Raw genomic sequence first — 21,216 nt, forward strand, 5'->3', positions numbered from 1 at the left:
TATCAGGCGGCGGGCCCCGCCTTCGGCAGGGTCATGCGCAGCAGGGCGCCGCCGCCGTCGGCGGCGGACAGTTCGAGCTGGCCGCCCAGGAAGCGGGCGCGTTCGCGCAGCAGGCGCAGTCCGTGGCAGCGGGTGGTTTCCATCACGCTGGCATCACCGGGCAGTCCATCGCCGTCGTCGCGCACGGTCAGCATCACCTGTTCGCCATCGTCGTCGAGCACTACCTCGACCTGGCGCGCGCGTGCATGCGCCGCCACGTTGCGCAGTCCTTCCTCGGCGCAGCGCAGCAGCGCCACGCCCTGTTCACGGGAATACATTTCATCGTCTTCGGGCAGGCTGGCGCGTGCATTCAAGCCGTGCGCGGCGCCAAACTCCGACACCAGTTCGGCCAGCGCGGCCCGGATCCCCAGGAACTCGAGCTTGTCGTTCCAGAGTTCGAGCTGCATCTTGCGGTTGGTCTCGATGATGTTCGCCAGCAGGGCCTTCATCTGCGCACTGCGCTCGCGCATCGGGGTGTTGTCGGCCGGGATGTGCTGGCTCAGCAAGGCCAGGTGCATGGTCAACGCCGTCATCGACGAGCCAAGGCTGTCGTGCAGCTGGCGCGCCAGCATGCGCCGTTCGTCGTCCCAGCAAGCGCCAACATAGGCCAGCATCTCGGTGAGGTCGGCGCTGCGCTCCAGGGCCGGCGCATCGGGTAAGGCTGAATTGCCTGATGCGGCGGATGTCCCGGGTGCTGCCATGGATCGCGGATGTGCCGGTTCGGTCATCGTAAGCTCGGTTAAATGTTTCCCAAATAATACAACAGTTGAAGAATCGGCGGCGCGCGCGGCCACCGCGCGGGCCTGCTCCTCTGCTCCTGGGCAGTGGGGGCAGGCCGCCCGCAGCGGACAGCGTGCGCTGGCGTACGGTGCGCCCGGCTGTTTCGGGCGAAGCTGCAGTCTCGGCGCATGCCAAACAATTAACACAACCGATTAATACAAACGATTAACACAAACGATTAACTAACGGGGTATCACCACATGACGACCGCAAACAAACCACAAGACGCCATCACACTGCTGACCGCCCAACACCGCGACGTGAAATCCATGTTCGACGAATTTGACAACATGACCGACCGCGCCAAGGTCAGCAAGAAAAAGCTCGCCGACAAGATCTGCGACGCGCTCATCATGCACACCACGATCGAAGAAGAAATCCTCTATCCAGCTTTACGTGAAGCGACGAAGGATGCCGAAGACATGGTCGATGAGGCAGTGGTCGAGCACGCCTCGGCGAAAGACCTGATCGCCCAGGTCCAGGAAATGGACCCGGGTGATGACTTGTACGACGCCAAGGTGAAGGTGCTGGGCGAAATCGTTGAGCACCACGTCGAAGAAGAAGAAGAAGAAATGTTCCCGAAGATGCGCGAGCTGAAGCTCGACCTGGAGGGTCTGGGACAGGAAATGGCGGCGCGGGCCGCCGAGCTGCAGTAACAATCCGGTCACCAGGCTGGCCGCAGGCTCGGATTCGATCCTGCCGCGACCGATTCCGAGTGCCATTGAGCAAAATTATGGGCACGCTTACTGCATCGAGTACGCTGCCGCACATACGCCTCATCCCCCGTATGCGATAGTGGTGTTGTCCAGTTCAGCCGTATCGATGGAGGTCCGGGGCACCTACTTGAAAGGACAATCATGAATATCGACAATATAGTAAATAAACAATTCCACGGTAAGTCGCTCAGCGAGCTGGTCAGAGCGCCCCTGAGCGCACTGGTCAGCATGACCGAGCAGCAGGCCGAGGCATTCGCCGTCGCCGGAGTTCGCACGATCGGCGATCTCGCCCGGATGCCGGCCGTAAACTTTGCCGTGGCGATTCATTCGCTGGCCACCTGCGAAGCCGTCTCCAGCAAGGAGCAGGCCGAGGAATGCCTGCTCGACGATGCGGTCGAAATGACCTTCCCGGCCAGCGATCCGATCTCGGTCGATTCGGGCATCACGCGCATCGAAGTGGCGCCTGACAGGGTCGATGCTGCGCGCGACCACCAGGGTGCGCAGGCGATGGAAGTGCACAACGAGGATGCGCGACGCACGCCACCGGTGCGATCCGCTTAAGCGCAGAATAATGGAACCGGTAGGCGCCCATGCCAGGCGCTGCTCCGGTTCGAGGACAGGCCACGGGCGACACCAGCTACCCGTGGCCTGTTTTGTTTGGGGCGCGCTGCCGGCAAGCCTGCCCGTACGGAACCCTGGCAGGTGACGGGCGCAGGGCAAGAACGACATTGGGGGAGCGACGCCATCGGCATCGCTCCCCCAATTGCACTGGCAGCGCCGCAGGCGCGCCTGCTGGCAGGCCGGTTACCGGTGCGGGGCCAGCTCGGGCGCTGGCGCCGGGGCGGTGCTCGGCAACGGCAACTTGGCCGCGGCCTGGCGCTTGTCGGCCGGCGAGCAGTAGCGGTTCTTGCCTGAGCGCTTGGCTTCATACAGCGCGTAATCGGCAATGCTGATCAGGGAATCGACCGATTCAGCGTCGTCCGGATAGATACTGATGCCGATCGAGGTCGACAGGCGCAGCGTGAGATCGTTAATGAAAAATGGTTCCGACAAGGCTTCGACCAGCTTGGCGGCCGGTCCGTGGGCATCGGCCAGCGAGTGGATATCGCCGAGCACGACCATGAATTCGTCGCCTCCGAGGCGGGCAACGGTGTCTTCCTTGCGCGAACTTGCCAGCAGCCGTTGCGACACCATTTTCAGGATTTCATCGCCGTAGGCATGACCGTAGGTATCGTTGATTGCCTTGAAGCCGTCCAGGTCCAGGTACATGATCGCGGCCTTGGCGTGGCTGCGGTTGGCGTGCTGGAGGGCAGTTTCGATGCGGTCTTCCAGCAGGCGGCGATTGGGCAGGCCAGTCAGGGCGTCGTGCAGCGCGAGTTCTTGCTGGGCGCGACTATACTGGGCCAGCTCCTTGTAGAGCAGGCGTACCTCAAGCATGTTGTGGATGCGCTTGTGCACTTCGAGCAGATCGAATGGCTTGCTGATGAAATCGCGCGCACCGGCTTCGAGCGCGGCGATCTTGAAACTGGGCTGTGCGGTCAAGGCCAGCACCGGCAGGTAGCCGCCTTGTTCGATTTCTTTCAGGCCTTTCATGACCTGAAAGCCATTCATGCCCGGCATTTGCAGGTCGAGCAAGATCAGGTCGTAATTATGCTCGCGGTGCAGCGGGCATACCTGGTCCGGATACATAGTCGAGCTGACGCAAGTGTAGCCTTCTTCGCGCAATATCTCTTCCATCAATTCGATATTGTCCGGCGAGTCGTCTACCACCAGGATTTTTGCGTTCAAAATGTCTTGTCTGCTCGGCATGCGTCTCTCTTTTACTCAGTCTGAAGCCCATTCCATTTCTTTTCGGAATGGGCCTATACCATCTCTACCTAGTCTAGCAAAGCCTACAAAATTTCTTGTAGGACAGCGCCGCGTTTGCCGGTAGGAGCATCAACGGCCGTTCGTTCGGTGTCCTGAAAGCATCAATGGCGCGCCGGGCGCGGTGACGGTTGCAATCGTGGCAATCAGTTCGCTGGGCTCGACCGGCTTCGAAATATGGGTCGAGAATCCGGCTTCCAGTGCCTTGAGGCGGTCTTCCGAACGGGCAAAGGCGGTCAGGGCGATGGCCGGCATCTGGCCGCCCTGTTCGCGTGCCAGGGCGCGCACCCACCCAATAAATTCGAAGCCGTCGACCTCGGGCATGCCGACATCGCTGATCAAGATGTCCGGCTTGTTCGCCTTGAGCACAGCAAACGCTTCCCGGGCACTGGCGGCCACCTGTACCCGTGCGTGACAGTCGGTCAGGATGCGGGCGATGAGCTCGCGTGAATCGCGGTCGTCGTCCACTACCAGCACCGTGACACCGGCCAGGTCGCGCACCATGGCCTCGGGCGCTTCCGGCGCCGCCGACAGGGCAGGGCGGCCGTTGCCGCGGGGAGGGGCGCCGGTCGCCGCCTTGGCCAGCGGCAATTCAATCGTGAAGCTGGCACCCAGCCCCTCACCGGCGCTTTCGGCGCGAACCGTGCCGCCATGCTGCTCGACCAGGTGCTTGACGATCGACAGCCCCAGGCCCAGGCCACCGTGGCGACGCGTCATCGAGGCGTCTTCCTGGCGGAAGCGCTCGAACACATGGGTGATGAATTCTGGCCGGATGCCGGCGCCGTTGTCGCGCACCGTGATCGCCAGCGAATGTTCGTGCTGCGCCAGCTCCACCGCCACGGTTCCGCCGCGCGGCGTGAACTTGATGGCATTCGACAGCAGGTTCCATACCACCTGCTGCAAGCGGCCGCTGTCGCCGGCGACCCGCAGGCCGGCCGCCGCCGGCGTCCCATCGAGCCGCTCGATCGCGATCTGCTTGGCCTCTGCGGCCGGGCGCACGGTCTCGATGGCGGCATCGATGAAGGGGCCGGGCGCGATCACCTGCATCTCGAGCAGCACCTTGCCCGAGGTGATGCGGCTCATGTCGAGCAGGTCTTCGATCAGCTGGGCCTGGGCGCGCGCGTTGCGTTCGATCGTCTGCAGGCCGCGCTGCAGGTCGGCGCCGTCGCGACTGCCGCGGCGCAGCACCTGCGACCAGCCGAGAATGGCCGACAGCGGCGTGCGCAGTTCGTGCGACAGGGTGGCCAGGAATTCGTCCTTCATCTGGCTGCTGCGCTCGGCCTCGGCGCGCGCCTCGCGCTCGTTCTCGAGCAGCACCTTGCGTTCTTCGGCCGCGCGGCTGGTGGCCTCGTACAGGCGTGCGTTATCGACCGCGATCGCCGCTTGCAGCGCGATGCCGCTGACGATGCGTTCGCTGCGCTCGCTGAAGATGCCCGCGGCCGGGTCGCCGAACAGCATCGTGCCGAGCAGCTCGCCCGAACGGGCGATCACCGGCACCGCCATGTAGCTGCGCACCGGCGGATGGCCGTCCGGCAGCCCGAACTGCGGGGCGCTGCCGGCGTAGCGCGCGTCGCTTTCAATGTCGTCGATCCGGACCAGGCCTGGCGCGCGCAGCAGCGGGCCAAACAAGGTGGCCGCGCGCGCCGCGTCGACGCTGCAAAATGCTGTCGAGGTGGTGCCGGCCAGCGTGTACAGCGAGAACAGCGTACCTTCCTGCGCGCCTGGCTCGCTGGCGTCGCCAGCCTGGCCGACATGGAAGAAGGCGCCAAAGTGGGCGCCGCTGACGCCGGCGGCCGCTTCGGTGGCGGCGCGCAGCAGCGAGCGCAGATCGCGGGTCGAAGCCAGGATACTGCCAGTGTTGTTGAGCAGTTCGAGCACGTGCGATTCGTCGCGCAAAGCCTGCTCGGTACGCTTGACCCCGTCGACGTCGGTATTCGTGCCGAACCAGCGCAGCACGCGGCCTTCCGGATCGCGCACCGCGCGCACCCGCGTCAGGTGCCAGCGGTAGCGGCCGTCGGCCCCGAGCAGCGGGAATTCCATTTCGAATGGCGCGCCGCTCTGGATGGTGGCCCGCCAGTGCGCCATCACGCCGTCCAGGGCGCCCGGCTCGATCGCTTCTTGCCAGCTGCGTCCCACGCTCTGCTCGGGCGTGCGGCCGGTGTAGTCGTACCAGCGGTCGTTGAACCAGACGATGGCGCCGTCGACCCCGGCCATCCAGGCTAGTTGCGGAATCGTGTTGGCCAGTGCGCGCAACAGCTCTTCGCTCTGGCGCAGGGTTTCCTCGGCCTCTTTGCGGCTGGTGATGTCCTGCACCACGCCGCTCATGCCGAGCAGGGTTTGCTGGCCGCGGACCTCGGCATAGTCGGGACGCCCGACCAGGGCTACCCAGCGTGCCGGCTGGCCGCCTGGCCCGTCGCCGGCAACCTGGCATTCGATGTTGAGGTCGGAGCGCGACTTGATGGCCGAAAGCACCGCGCGCCGCACGGGGCGCTGGTGTTGCGGCAGCAGGCGTGCGCGTAGTTGTGGCCAGCGCAACGCGATATCGGCGGGCAGGCCAAGGATGCAGGCCGCGCGCGGCCCGAGCCGGACCCGGTCCGGTGCCGCATCCCAGCGCCAGTCGCCCAGCCGGCCGGCGGCCAGTGCCACCTGCAGACGGGTGTTGTTCTCGACCAGGGCCTGCTGGTCCAGCTTGCGCTGGGTGATGTCCTGGAAGTAAAGCGTCAGCCCGTCGGGCGACGGATGCAGGCGCATCTCGACCCAGCACTGCAGGCGGGCATAGTAGAAATCGCGTACCACGCTCTCGCGCAACTCCATCGCGCGCAGGCAGTCCTGTGCCACCGAAGTACCCTGCAGGTCTTCGAACTCGTCCCACAGGCTGCGGCCCACCAGCCCGGCCCGGCTCTTGTCGAGCGGCGCGATCATGTCGAGTGCGCGGCCATTGATATACGTGATGCGCCAGTCGCGGTCGACCGCGCAGAAGCCATCGCTCAGGCTTTCGAGCATGTTCTCCATACGCTCGTTGGCGCGGCGCAGGGCGTCCTGCGCGCCCAGCAGTTCTTCTTCGGCGCGCTGGCGCGCCGCCAGCACGCTTTGCGCGTTGCGCAAGGCGGCCGAGCGCATTTGTTCGAGTTCGTAGTCTTGGCTCATGCCACCCCCTCGAGCAGGCGCGCGGCCATGCGCGTGCCCTCAACGCGCGCGCCCACCTTGGCGAATGCGGTGGCGCGGCTGACGCGGTCGTCGTCGAAGAACGGCGCGAAACCGGCATCGTCGGTGCTGCCAAGGCGCTGCGGCGCAAGATAGCTTGCCGCGAGCAGTACCCGGTCGCACACCTGGCGCGCAGTTTCCACCTGCGGGTTGGACGGATCGGTCACGCCCACGAAAATGCGCTGATCGGGGCGCGCGTAGTCGCGCGCGATGCGCAGCACGCGCTCCGGGTCGGGTTGTCCGGCCATCGCGATATAGAAGCTGCCGGCGCGGATCTCGAACAGCGAAGGCAGCAGGTCGGCGTAATCGACCTGTGCAGGCGCGGCGCCATCGGTCGCTGCCGATACGCCCAGCGGCGAGACGTGCAGGCCGATCAGGGCCCGTTCGGCGGCCGAAAAACGACCCAGCGCCAGATTGTTCAAGTGGACGAAACTGGCCAGCAGCGCGCCACTCGGGTCGAGCCGCATCGCCAGCGGGCCTTCGGCGAAATCGACCTGCACCTTGTCGGCGCCGGCTTCGAGGCAGCGCCGGATTTCGGTTTCGTGCTCGCGAACCAGGTCGTCGAGAAACTGCTCGCGCGAGTAGCCATCAATGCCTTCGGGCGGATAGAGCAGCGACAGCGCGGACGGCGAGATGATGGCCTGCTTGAGCGGCACTGTCGCGTGCAGGCGCGCCGCACGCACGAATTCGTCGGCATAGCGCTGGTAACGGAACGGTCCCCGCGTCAGGCGCGGCATGCGGTGGTGGGCGCCCTCAGCGCCGCCATTGTCGAGCGGGATGCGCAAGCCGTCCGAGACGGTACAGGCGGCGCCGTGCACCGGATAGCTCCAGAAGTTCTCGAACTTGCCTTGTTCGCCGTCGCTGATGACGGGCGCGCCGCAGCGCTCGAACGCAGCCACGGTGCTGCGTACCGCGTCGTCGACCAGGGGCGCGAGCTCGCCATCGGGAACGCCGGCGCGCACGGCGGCGATCAGCTCGGGCGGGCGGGGAATGCTGCCAATCGGTTCAGTCGGGATATTCATCGGGTGCCGGCCGCCACGCCATGTGCGGGGCAGGGCGGTGCCTGTTCCAGTTGCCGCCATTGTAGCCCAGCCGCGTCACAGCGGTATCCGCATACGGGGCGCATGCGGGACCCTAGCCGCCGCGCGCCGCGTCGCGCGCCACTTTGGCCAGCGCGTCCTGGAGCTGGTCCAGCTCATAGGGCTTCTGCAGCGACAGGTAAGGAAATTCCAGGTGGCGCAACAGCGAGTCGCCGTAGCCGGACGCGAAGATCACCTTCAGCGCGGGATCGTCGCCTACCGCCTTGCGCGCCAGATCGACACCGGACATGCCGGGCAGGCTGACGTCCGAGAACAGCACGTCGTAGCGTCGCCGCGCCAGCAGATCGAGTGCGTCGTTTGGGTGCGCCACGCCGTCGGCCTCGTGCCCGAAGGCCTTGAGCATCTCGCACACCAGGTATTGGGAATCGAGATTGTCTTCCACGACCAGGATCGACAGGCTGCCATTGGCGGCGCCGGTCTGGGGAGCGGCTGCAGCCGGTGCCGGTGGGGCCAGCAGTACGTGTACCCCGCCCACGTTGCCATTGCCATCCAGGACCGGTGTCAGCCACAGGTCGCACGGATAGTCGAGCGGTCCCTCGGCGCGCCGGAACGAGGGCATCGCGCCTGCTACTACGTGCGCTTGTCCGTCCCAGGCGCCCTGCAGTGCGCTGCCCGCGCTCGACAGCGGCGGCGGCAGCACCGAAGGCACCGACCCGCCCGGCACACGGCCGCTGCCCAGCCCGGCGAGTGCCGCGTAGGCCTGGTTAAAGACGAGGACCGTTTCGCGGCCCCACACCAGTAACCCCGGGAAAGGCGAGTTGAGCAGCAGGTCGGCGGCCGCGCGCAGCGGCGCCGGCCAGAGCGCAGGTTCGCCCAGCGCGCTGGCGGACCAGTCATAAGAGGCGGTAGTTCGCGGCAACGATTCGAATTCAGACATGGGAAGTTTGTTGTAGGAACGAAAACATGGCGGCAATGCTACACCAAATGCGGGGGCGGTGCCGGTTCCGTCTGCGTGTTGGTTCGGACCACCGGACTCGTAGCCGCTCCGATGCGATGGCGCCAACAAAAAAAAAGCCCGCTTCTAGGAAGCGGGCTAAATCTATTTCTTTTGAGGGGAATAGAGGAGACAGGTGGATGATGCTGCAGTGCCATAAATACGTCCAATTTATATTTTGGATGACAGCTATCAATATTGCTGATGATGGTCACGAACTGCGCTGCCTTGTCAAGGTTCCTGCCTGGCATGCGACGGGGAAACCACAGCCGGTCGTGCACGCTTGGTGCATACGAGAAAATGTTCTACGATGGCAACTATGTCAAGAATCCCGCTGTCAGCCTGCTACAGATCCGCCCCGGCCCGGCTCGGCCGTCGGCCAGAGGTGGCACGTTACGCGGCGCCTGCAAGCGGCCGTGGCAAGCTATGATGAGCTTTACTGACGGATTGCAGGGCGGCTGCGGCACAATGTCGCGGCCCCGGTGGGCCGGTATTTTTTGCCTGTGCCATCCCGGAATCGGGGCGGCAGCTGCGTGCACGCTGCGCCCTGGGCGCAGAACCGAGTGCCCATCCGAGTGCCCATGATGACAATGACGATATTAGCTCCCGATCGAACGCGACGCCGCCTGGCTTGGCGCACGCTCGCCGTGCCCTTGCTGCTGGCGGCGGCGTCAGCGGGAACGGCGCCGCCAGCCCGCGCCCACGCGGCCGGCCCGCAGGCGCTCGAACGCCGGGTCAAGGCGGCGTTTTTGTACAAATTTCTCGGTTATGCCCACTTTCCGCCGAGCGCCTTTGCCGACGCCGCGGTGCCGTTGACGATCGCCGTGGTTGGCTCCGACGAGATGGCTGCCGAGTTGGGGCGCATCGCTAGCGGCCGCCTGGTCGGCGGACGCTCCATCACCGTGCGGCGGGTAGCCGAGAACGATGCGCTGCCACCGGCGCACCTGCTGTTCGTCGCCGGCGCCGACAGCGAGCGCGCCGGCCGCGTGCTGCGTGCTGCCTCCAGCTCCTTGCTTACCGTGACTGAATGCGAGCTCGGACTGCGCCATGGCAGCGTGATTAATTTCCTGATCGTGGATGAGCGGGTGCGCTTCGACGTCTCGCTCGATGCCGCCGACAAGAAAAACGTGAAACTCAGTTCGCGCCTGCTGACCGTGGCGAACCGGGTGCAGAAGGGAGGTTCGTGGTGAGCATGCACGATACCAATTCGGTCCGCAGCAAACTGATTCTGATGGCGGTGGCGACCACGATCGTGGCGCTGTTATCGGCCGCCGTTGCCATGCTGGCGGTCGATGTGCGCACCTTCCAGAAGGTCTGGGTCGACGACCTGACCACCCAGGCCGACATCCTCGCCGACGTGACCGCGCCGGCAGTCTCGTTCAACGATGCGGCCGCGGCCACGCGCAACCTGTCGGTCTTGCGGGTGCGCCCGCAGATCGTGGCCGGCGCCATTTATACCAATAGCGGCAAGCGTTTCGCTACCTATGCCAGGGCGGGCGCCGAGCGCAGTATCCCGGCCCGGCCGGGCGCTGTGGGTTACCGCATCGAGCGTGGCGAACTGGAGGTGTTCCGCCCGATCGTCGAGAACGGCGAGCCGCTCGGCACCGTCTACCTGCGCATGCGCTACGGACTGCTCGACCGGGTGGTCAGCTATGGCGCCATCCTGGGCGGCGTCATGCTGGCCGCGCTGGTGATCGCGGCGCTGGTGGCCTCGCGCCTGCAGGCGTCGATCACGCGGCCGCTCGAAGCCGTCACCAACGTGGCGCGCCAGGTCATGCTCAGGCGCGACTTCAGCTTGCGTGTGCCTGGCGACGAGAAAGGCGAGATCGGGGTGCTGATCGAAGCTTTCAACGACATGCTCGCCGAGATCGGGCGCCGCTCGGATGCGCTGCAGGCGGCCAACCGCACGCTCGAACACGAAATGACGGTGCGCGAGCGCGCCGAACAGGCCTTGATCCTGGCCGACCGCCGCAAGGACGAATTTCTGGCAACCCTGGCACACGAGCTGCGCAATCCACTGGCGCCGATCCGTACCGGCCTGGATATCCTGCGCATCCGTAGCGGCGACGCGCAGGCGACCCAGCGCGCCACCGACATCATGGAACGCCAGCTGCGCCAGATGGTGCGCCTGGTGGACGACTTGCTCGACGTTTCGCGCATCAACACCGGCAAGTTCACGATCAAGATGGGCCGGGTAGAACTCAAGGCCGTCGTCAATGACGCACTCGAAGTCGTGCGCTCGTATATCGAGCTGCACGGCCACGAGCTCGAGATCGATTTGCCCGACCGTCCGGTGTTCCTGCATGGCGACGCGACGCGCCTGGCGCAGATCCTGTCGAACCTGCTCAACAACGCCGCCAAGTACACCAACCGCGGCGGGCGCGTGGCGCTTACTGCCAGCGTGGACGACAAGATCCTGGTGCTCGACGTGGCCGACAGCGGCATCGGCCTGGCACCCGACATGCTCGATTCGGTATTCGATATGTTCGTGCAGGTCGATTCGACGCTGGAGCGCAGCAATGCCGGGCTGGGTGTTGGGCTGTCGCTGGCGCGTAAACTAGTGGAGCTGCACGGCGGCAGCATCGAGGCATACAGCGAAGGCCTGGGGCACGGTAGCCGGTTCGTGGTACGGCTGCCGATCGTGGTCGAGCCCGAGCCGCTCACCAAGCCAACCCCGGCCGCTTTCATCAGCACCGAGACCTATCGCATCCTGCTCGCCGACGACAATGTCGACTTCGTCAACAGCATTGGCGCCCTGCTCACGGCCATGGGCCATAGCGTGGTGATCACCCACAATGGGCGCGATGCGCTGGCCGCGGCCGCGCGCTTCTGTCCGGACTACGCTTTCCTGGACATTGGCCTGCCGCACATGTCGGGCTATGACCTGGCGCGCGGCATTCGCAAGCTGCAATGCGGCTCCATGACGGTGCTGATCGCCGTTACCGGCTGGGGCCAGGAGAAAGACCGCCAGCTTGCCTTCGAGGCCGGTTTCGACCATCACATGGTCAAGCCGGTACGCTTCGAGCAGATCGAGGAAATCCTGAGCAGCCGTGCGGTGATCAAGAAGCTGCGTACTTGAGCGCTGGCAGTTAGAACCTATCCCAGTAGGTTATGAGTCGTTGCTGGCGCGCCTGACAGGCGGGTGCTGCGTGGCCCGGCAGGGCAAGTTCGACAGCGAATTCGTTTGCTGCAAAAAAACGGAAGCGCAGGGCACGCTTCCGTCGATTCTCACACCAGGCGGCAGTCAAGCCGTTCTAGCCTTGCGGCGGCGTGCCAGGTAACCCAGTACGCCTAGCCCGCCGAGCAGCATGCCGTAGGTCTCTGGTTCTGGCACCGGGGCCAGCATGACAGCGCCGCCAAACGAGGCGCCGGCATTCGAGACCATGTTGCCGCTCACTTGCAGGTAGTAGTTGCCTGCTGCCAGGTTGTCGCTGGAGATACTCCACACATCGACTTCGCCGCTCTGCAGCGAGTTGCCGCTGGTGATCAGGGTATCGCCTTCACCGTACAGGGCCAGGCCCGTGATATCCAGGCCGGTGTCGGCGGTGCGGCTGATCGACGAGATGATCGCATCCAGATTCATGCCCAGGCCACCGCCGACTGAGAAGGTGAACTGGTCGGCGAAGGTGTTGCCTGCATTATCTGCTTCGAAGGTATCGCCGAAGAATGCGCTGTCATCGATCAGGTTAAGTGCTTGTGGAGAGTTTCCGATTACGTCCTGCGCCATGACAGCTGAGGAACCGAACGAAGCGGAAGCCAACACAATTGCAGCAATCAAAGATTTTTTCATGTCTTTCCTCGCATAGAGTCAGCCGCGTCCTGCAGCCTTGGTTTCTGAATCGGGGAAGTTCATGCTAACAAAACAACATGAAAATGCACGTGGATTCCTATTGGCCCCAAGACGTGCACATTACGTTCCACGTTTCAACCAATTGCCGTGATGACAGGCCAAAATGCTTCGCCCCATAGTGGAGACTCTCTCGCCAAGCTTGGCGAACAGAAAAAACTAGCCGCATTGCACAAAAACTGTAGGCGCAGTCTTACCTAAATTGAGGAGCGAGTCCTCTGCTGTCCCCGCTTTGCATCTCCGGGAATCGTATGGGGCTGAGCAAGGTCCCCTATGGAATAATGCAATAGGGTAGGGCGGCGGTCAGCAGGGTCGGCTGCGAGTCGTGTAGGACTGAGGGAAGCAGTCGAGGATGGATGGTGCAGCAAATCCAAGCGACGACCAGAAAAGAAAAATGGCCCAGAATTTCTTCTGAGCCATCTAAAAAAGTTGGTGCGGCTGGCAGGAATCGAACCCACGACCCCTTGGTTCGTAGCCAAGTACTCTATCCAGCTGAGCTACAGCCGCCCGAGGCACGCATTATAGCAGTACCTGGCTTAATGGAAAACCCCTATATTGCGGAAAAAATTTCCTGAGGCGGGGCGCCCCCCCCAGGTAATGGCGGCAGTTCTCATCGGATAACACGCTGCGCGCATTGACCAGCTCGAAGTCTGACTTACCCATGCGAAAAAGGGACCAGATCTCCCGATCTGGTCCCTCATATCTTCTGGTGCGGCTGGCAGGAATCGAACCCACGACCCCTTGGTTCGTAGCCAAGTACTCTATCCAGCTGAGCTACAGCCGCCCGATGCACGCATTATAGCAGGGCTTCGTCTGTTGGCAAAGCCTCATCGTGCATCCGGCCGGAATGGCTGGCGGATGCGGCGCAGAGCAGGTGGGGGCCAGGCGGCGCTCGCTTGGCTGAACAGACATTTTGGAGGCCAACGAAAAAGGGACCAGATCTCCCGATCTGGTCCCTCATATCTTCTGGTGCGGCTGGCAGGAATCGAACCCACGACCCCTTGGTTCGTAGCCAAGTACTCTATCCAGCTGAGCTACAGCCGCCCGATGCATGAATTATAGCAGCCCGATTTTGTTTTCGGAAGCCTCAATTTTTTCCGCAGGCAAACCAGCTCTGTTAGATTAGCCGGGTTGGATCGACATTGGAGTGGTATGTTTGCCTTGAAGCCGGGATCACGTCTGGCCCTGACCGTTTTGTTGCTGCTGTTAGTCTGGACCACCTGCGCGGCCGCTGCGCCGCGCAGCCTGCGTTTCGAACGGGTGTCGATCGACCAGGGACTGTCGCAGCAGTCGGTGCTGACGATACTGCAGGACCGGCGCGGTTTCATGTGGTTCGGCACGCAGGCCGGACTGAATCGCTACGATGGCTACCGCATGACGGTATTTCGCAACGATCCCGACCGCGAAGACAGCATCCCCGACAATTATGTGATGGCGGCGCACGAGGACGCCCAGGGGCGGCTGTGGTTCGGTACCAAGGGCGGCCTGACCCGCTTCGATCATGCCAGCGGCAAGTTCGTCCGCTATGCGCCGTCCGCGGACGGCGCCGCCCGCGCCGGCAACCGCAGCGTGCTGGCCATGATCGCCGCGGCTGGCGGCGGCTTGTGGCTGGCCACCGGCGACGGCCTGCTGCACTTCGATACCGTCAGCGGACGCTTCCGCAGTTACCGGCACGACCCTGACGATCCGACCAGCCTGCGCGACAATCGCGTCAACGCGCTTGCGCTCGACGGCAAGGGCCGGCTGTGGGTCGGCACAGCGGCCGGACTCGACCGGCTGGAGCCCGGCGGGGTGCGCTTCGAACACTTCAGCATCGATGCCAGGGATGCGCAGCGCAATACCGTGACCTCGCTCTCGATGGGGCCGCGCGATACGCTCTGGATCGGCACCGCCGCCGGACTGGAGGCCTGGCGCCTCGGCGACGCCGAGCCGCAGCGGCGCCGCATGGGCAAGGCCGAAGGCCTGGGCGGCGAGCCCGGCGAGGTACGCGTGCTGTCGCTGTATCACGACAGCAGCGCAGCGCTGTGGGTCGGCACCGACATGGAGGGACTCAAGTGGCTGGACCCGGCCAGCGGCCGCTTCATCAGCTACCGCCACGACCGGTCCGACCAGCACTCGCTCGGCGACAACCAGGTCAGCGCAATGCTGGTGGACCGCACCGGCACCCTGTGGGTGGGCACGCTGTTCGGTGGCGTCAGCCGTACCGACCTGGCCAGCGGCGGCTTCCAGCGCTACGGCCGCAATGTCGGACTCGGTCGGGCCAAGGTGCGCGCGATCATGGAAGCGCCGGACGGCGCTCTATGGATGGGCACTACGGGCAATGGCTTGCTGCGCATGGACCGCGCCAGCGGGGATGTCGAACGCATCGGCCGCGGCGCCGTTGGCAGCGATGTCGTCACCTCGCTGGCGAGAGCGCACGGGCGCACCTGGATCGGCACGCCGACCGGCCTGGCCTGGCGCGACGGCGCTGGTCGCTCCGGCCGGGTGCGTCTCGGCAGCGCCCCCGGCGCCAGTTACGTCCAGGCGCTGCATGCGGGCCGCAGCGGCACGCTGTGGGTGGTCACGCGCGGTGGCCTTTCGGCGCTGGCGCCGGACGCTGGCGCCGGCTTCACGATCCGCAGCTGGCGCCATGATCCCGACGACACGTCCAGCCTAGGCGAGAACTACGGTTTTACCGTGCTGGAGGATCGCGCAGGCATCGTCTGGATCGGCACCGAGACCGGGCTCGAACGGCTCGACCCGACCAGCGGCAAGTTCCGGCACTACCGGCGCGATCCGGACCAAGCCGATACCTTGCGCCATAACCGCGTGTACCACCTGATGGAGTCGGCGCGCGGCGCGCTGTGGGTAGGCACCGCGGGCGGGCTGCACCGCATGGAACAGGGCGCGACCGGTCCGCGCTTCCGGTATTTCCCTTTCAGTTCGCGCCACGAGGCGCTGCCAATTGGCGGCGTGCTCGAAGACCGGAACGGCATCATCTGGGCCAGCACCACGGCCGGGATCACCCGCCTCGACCCGGTCAGTGGGCAGACCAGGAGCTATACCGCCAAGGATGGCATGGTGGATGGCTCGTATTTCGTCGGTGCCGCGCTGCGCGCCACCAATGGCGAGCTGTACTTTGGGGGCGTCAATGGCATGACCTCGTTCCGGCCGGGCGAGGTGCGCGATAACCCCTACCCGCCGACGGTGGTGCTGACCGACCTGCTGGTGCTGAACCGGTCGCGCGCCGGGCCCAATTTCCACGAACAGAAAGAAATCACGCTGTCGCACCACGACTCCGTGTTCGCACTCGAATTCGCCGCGCTGCACTACGCCGACCCGGACGACAACCGCTACGCCTACCAGCTCGAAGGCTTCGATGCCGGCTGGGTCGATACCGACGCGCGCCGGCGCTATGCGACCTATACCAATCTCGATCCCGGGCGCTATGTGTTTCGGGTCCGAGCCAGCAACAAGGACGGGGTCTGGAATCCGCAAGCGGCGACCCTGACGATCAACATCACGCCGCCGTTCTGGAAAACCCCGTGGTTCCGGATCCTGGCCGTGCTGGCGATCGTGGCCCTGGTCACGGCGGGCTACCGTCTGCGCATCCGCGCCCTGGTGTCGCAGAAGCTGCTGCTCGAGCGCGAGGTCGGCACCCGCACCGAGGAATTGCGGCACCAGAAAGATTCGGCGGAACGCCGCAAGCAGGAGGTCGAGGCGCAAAAGGGCGTGGTCGAACAGGCACACCGCAACATCGCGCTGCTGTCTGACATCGGTCGCACCCTCACCGCCAACCTCGACACCGAGGCCATCATGCGCACGCTGTACGAACACGTGCGGGCGCTGATGGACGCCAGCCTGTTCGCAGTGGTGCTGCGCCATCCGGAACGCGCCACGCTGGAGTATGTCTTTACCGTGCTGGACGGCGAGCGCGGCGAACGCTTCGAGCTGCCGCAAGACCCGGACTCGCACCTGGCCGCCTGGTCGATCGCCCATGGGCGCGAAGTGCTGGCCGGCGACCTGCCGCGGGGACTGGTCGGCTATCTGCCCGCGCTGGCGCCGGAGCGCTCGCTGGAAGTGGCGCTGCCGTACGCCTGGCGCAGCAAGATGTCGCCGCGCTCGCTGCTGATGGTGCCGGTGATGGTGGGCGAGCGGGTACTGGGCGCGCTGACCGTGCAAAGCACGGCCGCCCAGGCCTATGGCCAGGTCCATCTCGATATGCTCGAGACGCTGGCTGCCTATGTCGGCGTGGCGATCGACAACGCCGAAGCCTATCACCGCCTGAAGGAAACCCAGGCCCAGCTGGCGGCGCAGGAAAAGCTCGCTTCGCTCGGCTCGCTGGTGGCCGGGGTGGCGCACGAACTCAATACACCGATCGGCAACAGCCTGCTGATGGCAAGCACGCTGCGGGAAAAAACCAGCGAAGTGGCCAGCCGGTTCGACGCCTCGACCCTGCGCCGCTCCGAGCTGGCCGACTACATGGCCGAGTCGCGCGAAGCGTCGAGCCTGATCATGCGCAGCCTGCACAATGCCGCGGAGCTGGTCAACAGCTTCCGCCAGGTATCGGTCGACCAGACCAGCGCGCAGCGGCGCCAGTTCGACCTGGCGCAGGCCTGCCATGAAATCTCTGCCACCCTGATGAACACGGTGCGCCTGTCCGGGCACCGGCTGGAGCTGGCGGTGCCGCCCGGGATCGTGCTCGACAGTTACCCGGGGCCGCTCGGCCAGGTGATCATCAATTTCGTGAACAACGCCCTGTTGCACGCGTTCGAGGCGCCGGGCGGCACCATGCTGCTGGCTGCCGCGCCGCTCGATAGTAATACGGTACGCATCGAGTTTCGCGACGATGGGCGCGGCATCGCGCCGGACCACCTGGCGCGCATCTTCGATCCGTTCTTTACCACGCGCATGGGGCAGGGCGGCACCGGCCTGGGCTTGAGCATCATCTGGAACATCGTCACCTCGCTGCTGGGCGGGACCGTGCGGGTCGACAGTGCACCCGGCCGGGGCGCGGTGTTCCTGCTCGACCTGCCACTGCACGCGCCGGATGGACCGGCGCTGCAGCCCATGACGCCGGAGCCGCAGGCTGCCAGTGGGGCTTGAGCGGCGATGCCCGTGGCAATTCAGGAGACCACATTGCGCGGCTTGCCGGCGACCCAGGCCTCGATGTTATCGACCAGCATATCGGCCAGCGTCTGCATGGCGCCGGCGCTGGCCCAGGCCACGTGCGGGGTCAGGATGAAATTCGGCAGCCGCAGCGCGAGCAGCGCATTACCGGAGGTCGGCGGCTCCTGGGACAGCACATCGAAGCCGGCGCCGCCGATCTGGTTTGCCCGCAAGGCCTCGGCCAGCGCCGCTTCGTCCACCAGGCCGCCGCGCGCGGTATTGATCAAGAGGGCAGTGCGTTTCATGAGCGCGAGCTCGCGCTGGCCGATCAGGTGGCGGGTCTGAGGCGTGAGCGGCAGGTGCAGGCTGACCACGTCGGCGCTGGCCAGCAGTTCGTCGAGCGGCAGCTGCACGACCCCGTCCTGCTGGATCGGCGAGCGCGAGGTCGCCACGATCTGCATGCCGAAGGCGCGGCCCAGTTGCGCCACCCTGTGCCCAAGCGCGCCATAGCCCACAATACCCAGCCGGCTGCCGGCCAGGTCGCCGATCGGGTGATCGAGCAGGCAAAAGCGGCTCGAGCGTTCCCAGCGGCCAGCCTCGACGTCGTCGACATAGGCGCGCAGGTTGCGTCGCAGCGCCAGCAGCAGCGTAAAGCAATGTTCGGGCACCGATACCAGTGAATAATCGCGAATGTTCGAGACCACGATGCCCTGCGCGCGGCAGGCATCAAGGTCGACATTGTCGGTGCCGGTGGCGGCGATCGCCACCATCTGCAAACCTGGCAGCTGCTGCAGCGCCGCGGCGCGCAGCGGTACCTTGTTGGTGATTGCGATCGTGGCGCCGGCCAGGCGTTCGACGACCTGGTCGTCAAGCGTGCCGTCGTGGTCCTGCCAGTCGTGGGCGAAGCCGGGCGCCCGTACGCTGGCCTGCAGGCTGTCGCGATCCAGAAAGACGATTCGGTGCATGTTTGCCTCGCGCTGGGGAAAACCGCATTGTAGTCGCAGCCTTGTTCGACAAGCGCGCCAACCCTGCCCGTCGACAGGGTTAGCTGGCGTACAGTCGCCCCGCATCGCCCCGGCCTACACTCTGGACAGACAGTTGCCAAGAGGCTCACATGCCAGACGCGCTCGCACTTTATCAGGCCAAGCGAAATTTCGGCATCACGCCCGAGCCCGCCGATGGCGGGGTTGCCGCAACCGGTGCCTTGAGCTTCGTGATCCAGAAGCACTGGGCCAAGCGGCTGCACTACGATCTGCGCCTCGAACTCGACGGCACCATGAAGAGCTGGGCCGTGCCCAAGGGCCCCAGCTACGATACCCGTGACAAGCGCATGGCCGTGCAGGTCGAGGATCACCCGATCTCGTATGCCGACTTCGAGGGCACCATTCCGGCCAAGCAGTATGGCGCTGGCAAGGTCATCATCTGGGACAAGGGCGTCTGGGAGCCGGTTGGCGATCCGCACCAGGGCTATCGCGATGGCAACCTGAAGTTCACGCTGCACGGCCACAAGATGCAGGGACGCTGGGCCTTGATTCGCATGAAGGGCAGGGGTGAAAAGCAAGCGGCCTGGCTCCTGATCAAAGAGAAGGACGAGTACGCGCGGGCGGCGCACGAGTTCTCGGTGGTCGACGCGCTGCCCGACAGCGTCAAGGCCTTGCCCTTGCCGGCCAGCACAGGCAAGGGCAAGGTGGCAGGCTTGCCCGACGCCGCTGTCGAAGCTGCATTGCCAGAAACCCTCGCGCCCGAACTTGCCACGCTGGTCGAGGCCCCGCCGCAGAACGCGGCCGACTGGGTATTCGAGGTGAAGTTTGACGGCTACCGCATGCTGGCGCGGGTCGAGGACGGCCGGGTGCGGCTGGTGACGCGTAACGACAACGACTGGACCGACAAGCTCCCCGCGCTGTGCCAGGAACTCGAGCGCCTGGGTTTGCCCGACGGCTGGTACGACGGCGAGATCGTCGTGCACGACCAGCACGGCAAGCCCGATTTCGGCCTGCTGCAACAGGCCTTCGATGGCGTACGCCGGGCCGATATCGCTTACTTCCTGTTCGATCTGCCTTACTGCGCAGGATACGACTTGCGCGAGGTCCCGCTGGTGGAGCGGCGTGCTGTACTCGAACGGGTGCTCGAGCGGGTGCTGGACGGGGCTGGTGCCGGCAGCGTGCGCTTCTCGGCCGAATTCGGCGCCAACCCGGACGAGCTGATGGTCGCTGCCTGCAAGATGGGGCTGGAGGGCGTGATCGGCAAGCGGCGCGACGCGCGCTATGTGTCGCGCCGCTCACCCGATTGGATCAAGCTCAAATGCGGGCTGCGCCAGGAATTCGTCATCGGCGGTTTCACCGATCCGAAAGGCGCGCGCAAGGGCATCGGCTCGCTGTTGCTGGGCACCTATGACCGCGAGGGCGTCTTGCGCTATGCCGGCAAGGTCGGCACCGGCTTGAACCACGCTACCCTGATGGACCTGCAGCAGCGGCTCGAGCCGCTGCGCACCGAAGCCAGCCCGTTCCCGCCACGCGCCGTTCCCGGCCGCCAGCATCACTGGGTCGAGCCGGTACTGGTGGCCGAAGTGAGCTTTTCTGAATGGACCAGCGCCGGCGCGGTGCGCCATCCGGTGTTCCAGGGTCTGCGCGCCGACAAGCCGGCACGTGGCATCACGCGCGAAGAGCCGCGCCAGATCGAGGACGGCGCCGGGCCGGCGGCCACCGACACTGCGGCGAAGACGCCCGCTAGCGGCCGGCGCGGCAAGCTGCCGGCGTCGCTGCGGGTGACCAGCCCGGAGCGGGTGGTCGATCCGTCCACCGGCATCACCAAGCTCGACCTGATCGGCTACTACGCGCAGGTGGGCGAGCTGATGCTGGAGCACCTCAGGCACCGCCCGCTGACCCTGGTGCGCGCGCCGGGCGGCATCGGGGCCGGGTTGGTCTTCCAGAAGCATGCCGAGGTCAAGAAGCTGCCCGGCGTCAAGCAGCTGGCCGCAGCGCTCGATCCCGCCAATCCGCCCATGCTCGAAATCGTGGAGGTCGACGGTATCTTGTCGGTGGCGCAGTGGAACGCGATCGAGCTGCATACCCAGAACGCGCTGGCCACAAGCTACGAAAAGCCGGACCGCATGGTGTTCGACCTCGACCCGGGCGAGGGCGTGCAATGGCCCGCGATGCAAGAAGCGGCGCAGATCATGCATGCCTTCCTCGACGAGCTGGGCCTGCCATCCTTTCTCAAGACCAGCGGCGGCAAGGGCCTGCACGTGGTGGTGCCGATCAAGCCCGAGTACGGCTGGGATACGGTCAAGGCCTTTTCGCAGGCCATCGTGCAGCACCTGGCCGCTACGCTGCCGGACCGGCTGGCGTTCAAGAGCGGTCCCAAGAACCGGGTCGGCAAGATTTTTATCGACTACCTGCGCAACGGGCGCGGCGCCACCACCGTCTGCGCCTGGTCGGCCCGGGCCCGGCCCGGCATGGGCATCTCGGTGCCGCTCGAATGGGACGAACTCATGACGCTCACATCGAGCACCCAGTGGACAGTGGCGAACGTGCACACGCGCCTAAGCCGGGGCAACGCGCCCTGGGCCGGGTATGCCAGGGCGGCCAAGCGCCTTGGCAAGGCGATGAAGGTACTGGGCTTCGAGGAATAAGGGCGCGCGCC

At 65.3% G+C, this 21,216-nt stretch carries 13 protein-coding genes and 3 tRNA genes; 6 read left to right on the forward strand and 10 right to left on the reverse strand.

Features of this window, described 5'->3' with window-relative positions:
* Window positions 1–2: 2 nt before the first annotated feature.
* Window positions 3–767: a sensor histidine kinase gene (locus NRS07_RS09690; RefSeq protein ID WP_259205852.1), complete on the reverse strand. Its 765-nt coding sequence runs from the start codon at window positions 765–767 to the stop codon at window positions 3–5.
* 252 nt (window positions 768–1,019) lie between these two features.
* On the opposite strand from NRS07_RS09690, the gene NRS07_RS09695 reads away from it, so the two are divergent.
* Both NRS07_RS09695 and NRS07_RS09700 read left to right on the forward strand, forming a co-directional pair.
* On the forward strand, window positions 1,020–1,475 hold the full coding sequence (locus NRS07_RS09695; protein ID WP_259205854.1) for a hemerythrin domain-containing protein: 456 nt from the start codon (window positions 1,020–1,022) through the stop codon (window positions 1,473–1,475).
* Window positions 1,476–1,676: 201 nt separating this feature from the next.
* The gene (locus NRS07_RS09700; RefSeq protein ID WP_259205855.1) at window positions 1,677–2,096 is read left to right on the forward strand and encodes a hypothetical protein; all 420 of its coding nucleotides are present in this window, start codon (window positions 1,677–1,679) and stop codon (window positions 2,094–2,096) included.
* A 243-nt stretch (window positions 2,097–2,339) separates the two neighbouring features.
* On the opposite strand, the gene NRS07_RS09705 is transcribed toward NRS07_RS09700, so the two are convergent.
* The 4 genes from NRS07_RS09705 to NRS07_RS09720 form a co-directional block, all read right to left on the reverse strand.
* The gene (locus NRS07_RS09705; protein ID WP_259205856.1) at window positions 2,340–3,344 is read right to left on the reverse strand and encodes a diguanylate cyclase domain-containing protein; all 1,005 of its coding nucleotides are present in this window, start codon (window positions 3,342–3,344) and stop codon (window positions 2,340–2,342) included.
* A gap of 129 nt (window positions 3,345–3,473) precedes the next feature.
* Window positions 3,474–6,548, reverse strand: coding sequence for an ATP-binding protein (locus tag NRS07_RS09710; protein WP_259205857.1), 3,075 nt, complete (start codon window positions 6,546–6,548; stop codon window positions 3,474–3,476).
* Window positions 6,545–7,627, reverse strand: coding sequence for a 5-methyltetrahydropteroyltriglutamate--homocysteine methyltransferase (locus NRS07_RS09715; protein ID WP_259205858.1), 1,083 nt, complete (start codon window positions 7,625–7,627; stop codon window positions 6,545–6,547). Before NRS07_RS09715 ends, NRS07_RS09710 begins: the two co-directional genes overlap by 4 nt.
* A gap of 112 nt (window positions 7,628–7,739) precedes the next feature.
* Complete coding sequence (locus tag NRS07_RS09720) at window positions 7,740–8,582, reverse strand: response regulator (protein ID WP_259205859.1); 843 nt, start codon at window positions 8,580–8,582, stop codon at window positions 7,740–7,742.
* A gap of 647 nt (window positions 8,583–9,229) precedes the next feature.
* On the opposite strand from NRS07_RS09720, the gene NRS07_RS09725 reads away from it, so the two are divergent.
* A complete protein-coding gene (locus tag NRS07_RS09725) occupies window positions 9,230–9,829 on the forward strand; it encodes a YfiR family protein (RefSeq protein ID WP_259205860.1) in 600 nt (199 codons plus the stop codon).
* 2 nt (window positions 9,830–9,831) lie between these two features.
* A complete protein-coding gene (locus tag NRS07_RS09730) occupies window positions 9,832–11,718 on the forward strand; it encodes an ATP-binding protein (RefSeq protein WP_259205861.1) in 1,887 nt (628 codons plus the stop codon).
* 165 nt (window positions 11,719–11,883) lie between these two features.
* Here the strand turns inward: NRS07_RS09730 and NRS07_RS09735 are convergent, their stop codons facing one another.
* The 4 genes from NRS07_RS09735 to NRS07_RS09750 form a co-directional block, all read right to left on the reverse strand.
* A complete protein-coding gene (locus NRS07_RS09735; RefSeq protein WP_259205862.1) occupies window positions 11,884–12,429 on the reverse strand; it encodes an FxDxF family PEP-CTERM protein in 546 nt (181 codons plus the stop codon).
* Window positions 12,430–12,916: 487 nt separating this feature from the next.
* Window positions 12,917–12,993 (reverse strand) — tRNA-Arg (locus tag NRS07_RS09740).
* 200 nt (window positions 12,994–13,193) lie between these two features.
* Window positions 13,194–13,270 (reverse strand) — tRNA-Arg (locus tag NRS07_RS09745).
* A gap of 183 nt (window positions 13,271–13,453) precedes the next feature.
* Window positions 13,454–13,530 (reverse strand) — tRNA-Arg (locus tag NRS07_RS09750).
* A gap of 108 nt (window positions 13,531–13,638) precedes the next feature.
* Between NRS07_RS09750 and NRS07_RS09755 the strand changes: the two genes are divergently transcribed.
* A complete protein-coding gene (locus tag NRS07_RS09755) occupies window positions 13,639–17,571 on the forward strand; it encodes a two-component regulator propeller domain-containing protein (RefSeq protein ID WP_259205863.1) in 3,933 nt (1,310 codons plus the stop codon).
* Between the two features lie 20 nt (window positions 17,572–17,591).
* Here NRS07_RS09755 and NRS07_RS09760 read toward each other — a convergent pair whose 3' ends face one another.
* Window positions 17,592–18,539, reverse strand: a complete 948-nt coding sequence (locus tag NRS07_RS09760) for a D-2-hydroxyacid dehydrogenase (RefSeq protein ID WP_259205864.1) — start codon at window positions 18,537–18,539, stop codon at window positions 17,592–17,594.
* 149 nt (window positions 18,540–18,688) lie between these two features.
* On the opposite strand from NRS07_RS09760, the gene ligD reads away from it, so the two are divergent.
* Complete coding sequence (gene ligD / locus NRS07_RS09765) at window positions 18,689–21,205, forward strand: DNA ligase D (RefSeq protein WP_259205866.1); 2,517 nt, start codon at window positions 18,689–18,691, stop codon at window positions 21,203–21,205.
* Window positions 21,206–21,216: the final 11 nt, after the last annotated feature.

The sequence above is a fragment of the Massilia sp. H6 genome, assembly GCF_024802625.1.
GTDB lineage: Bacteria > Pseudomonadota > Gammaproteobacteria > Burkholderiales > Burkholderiaceae_D > Telluria.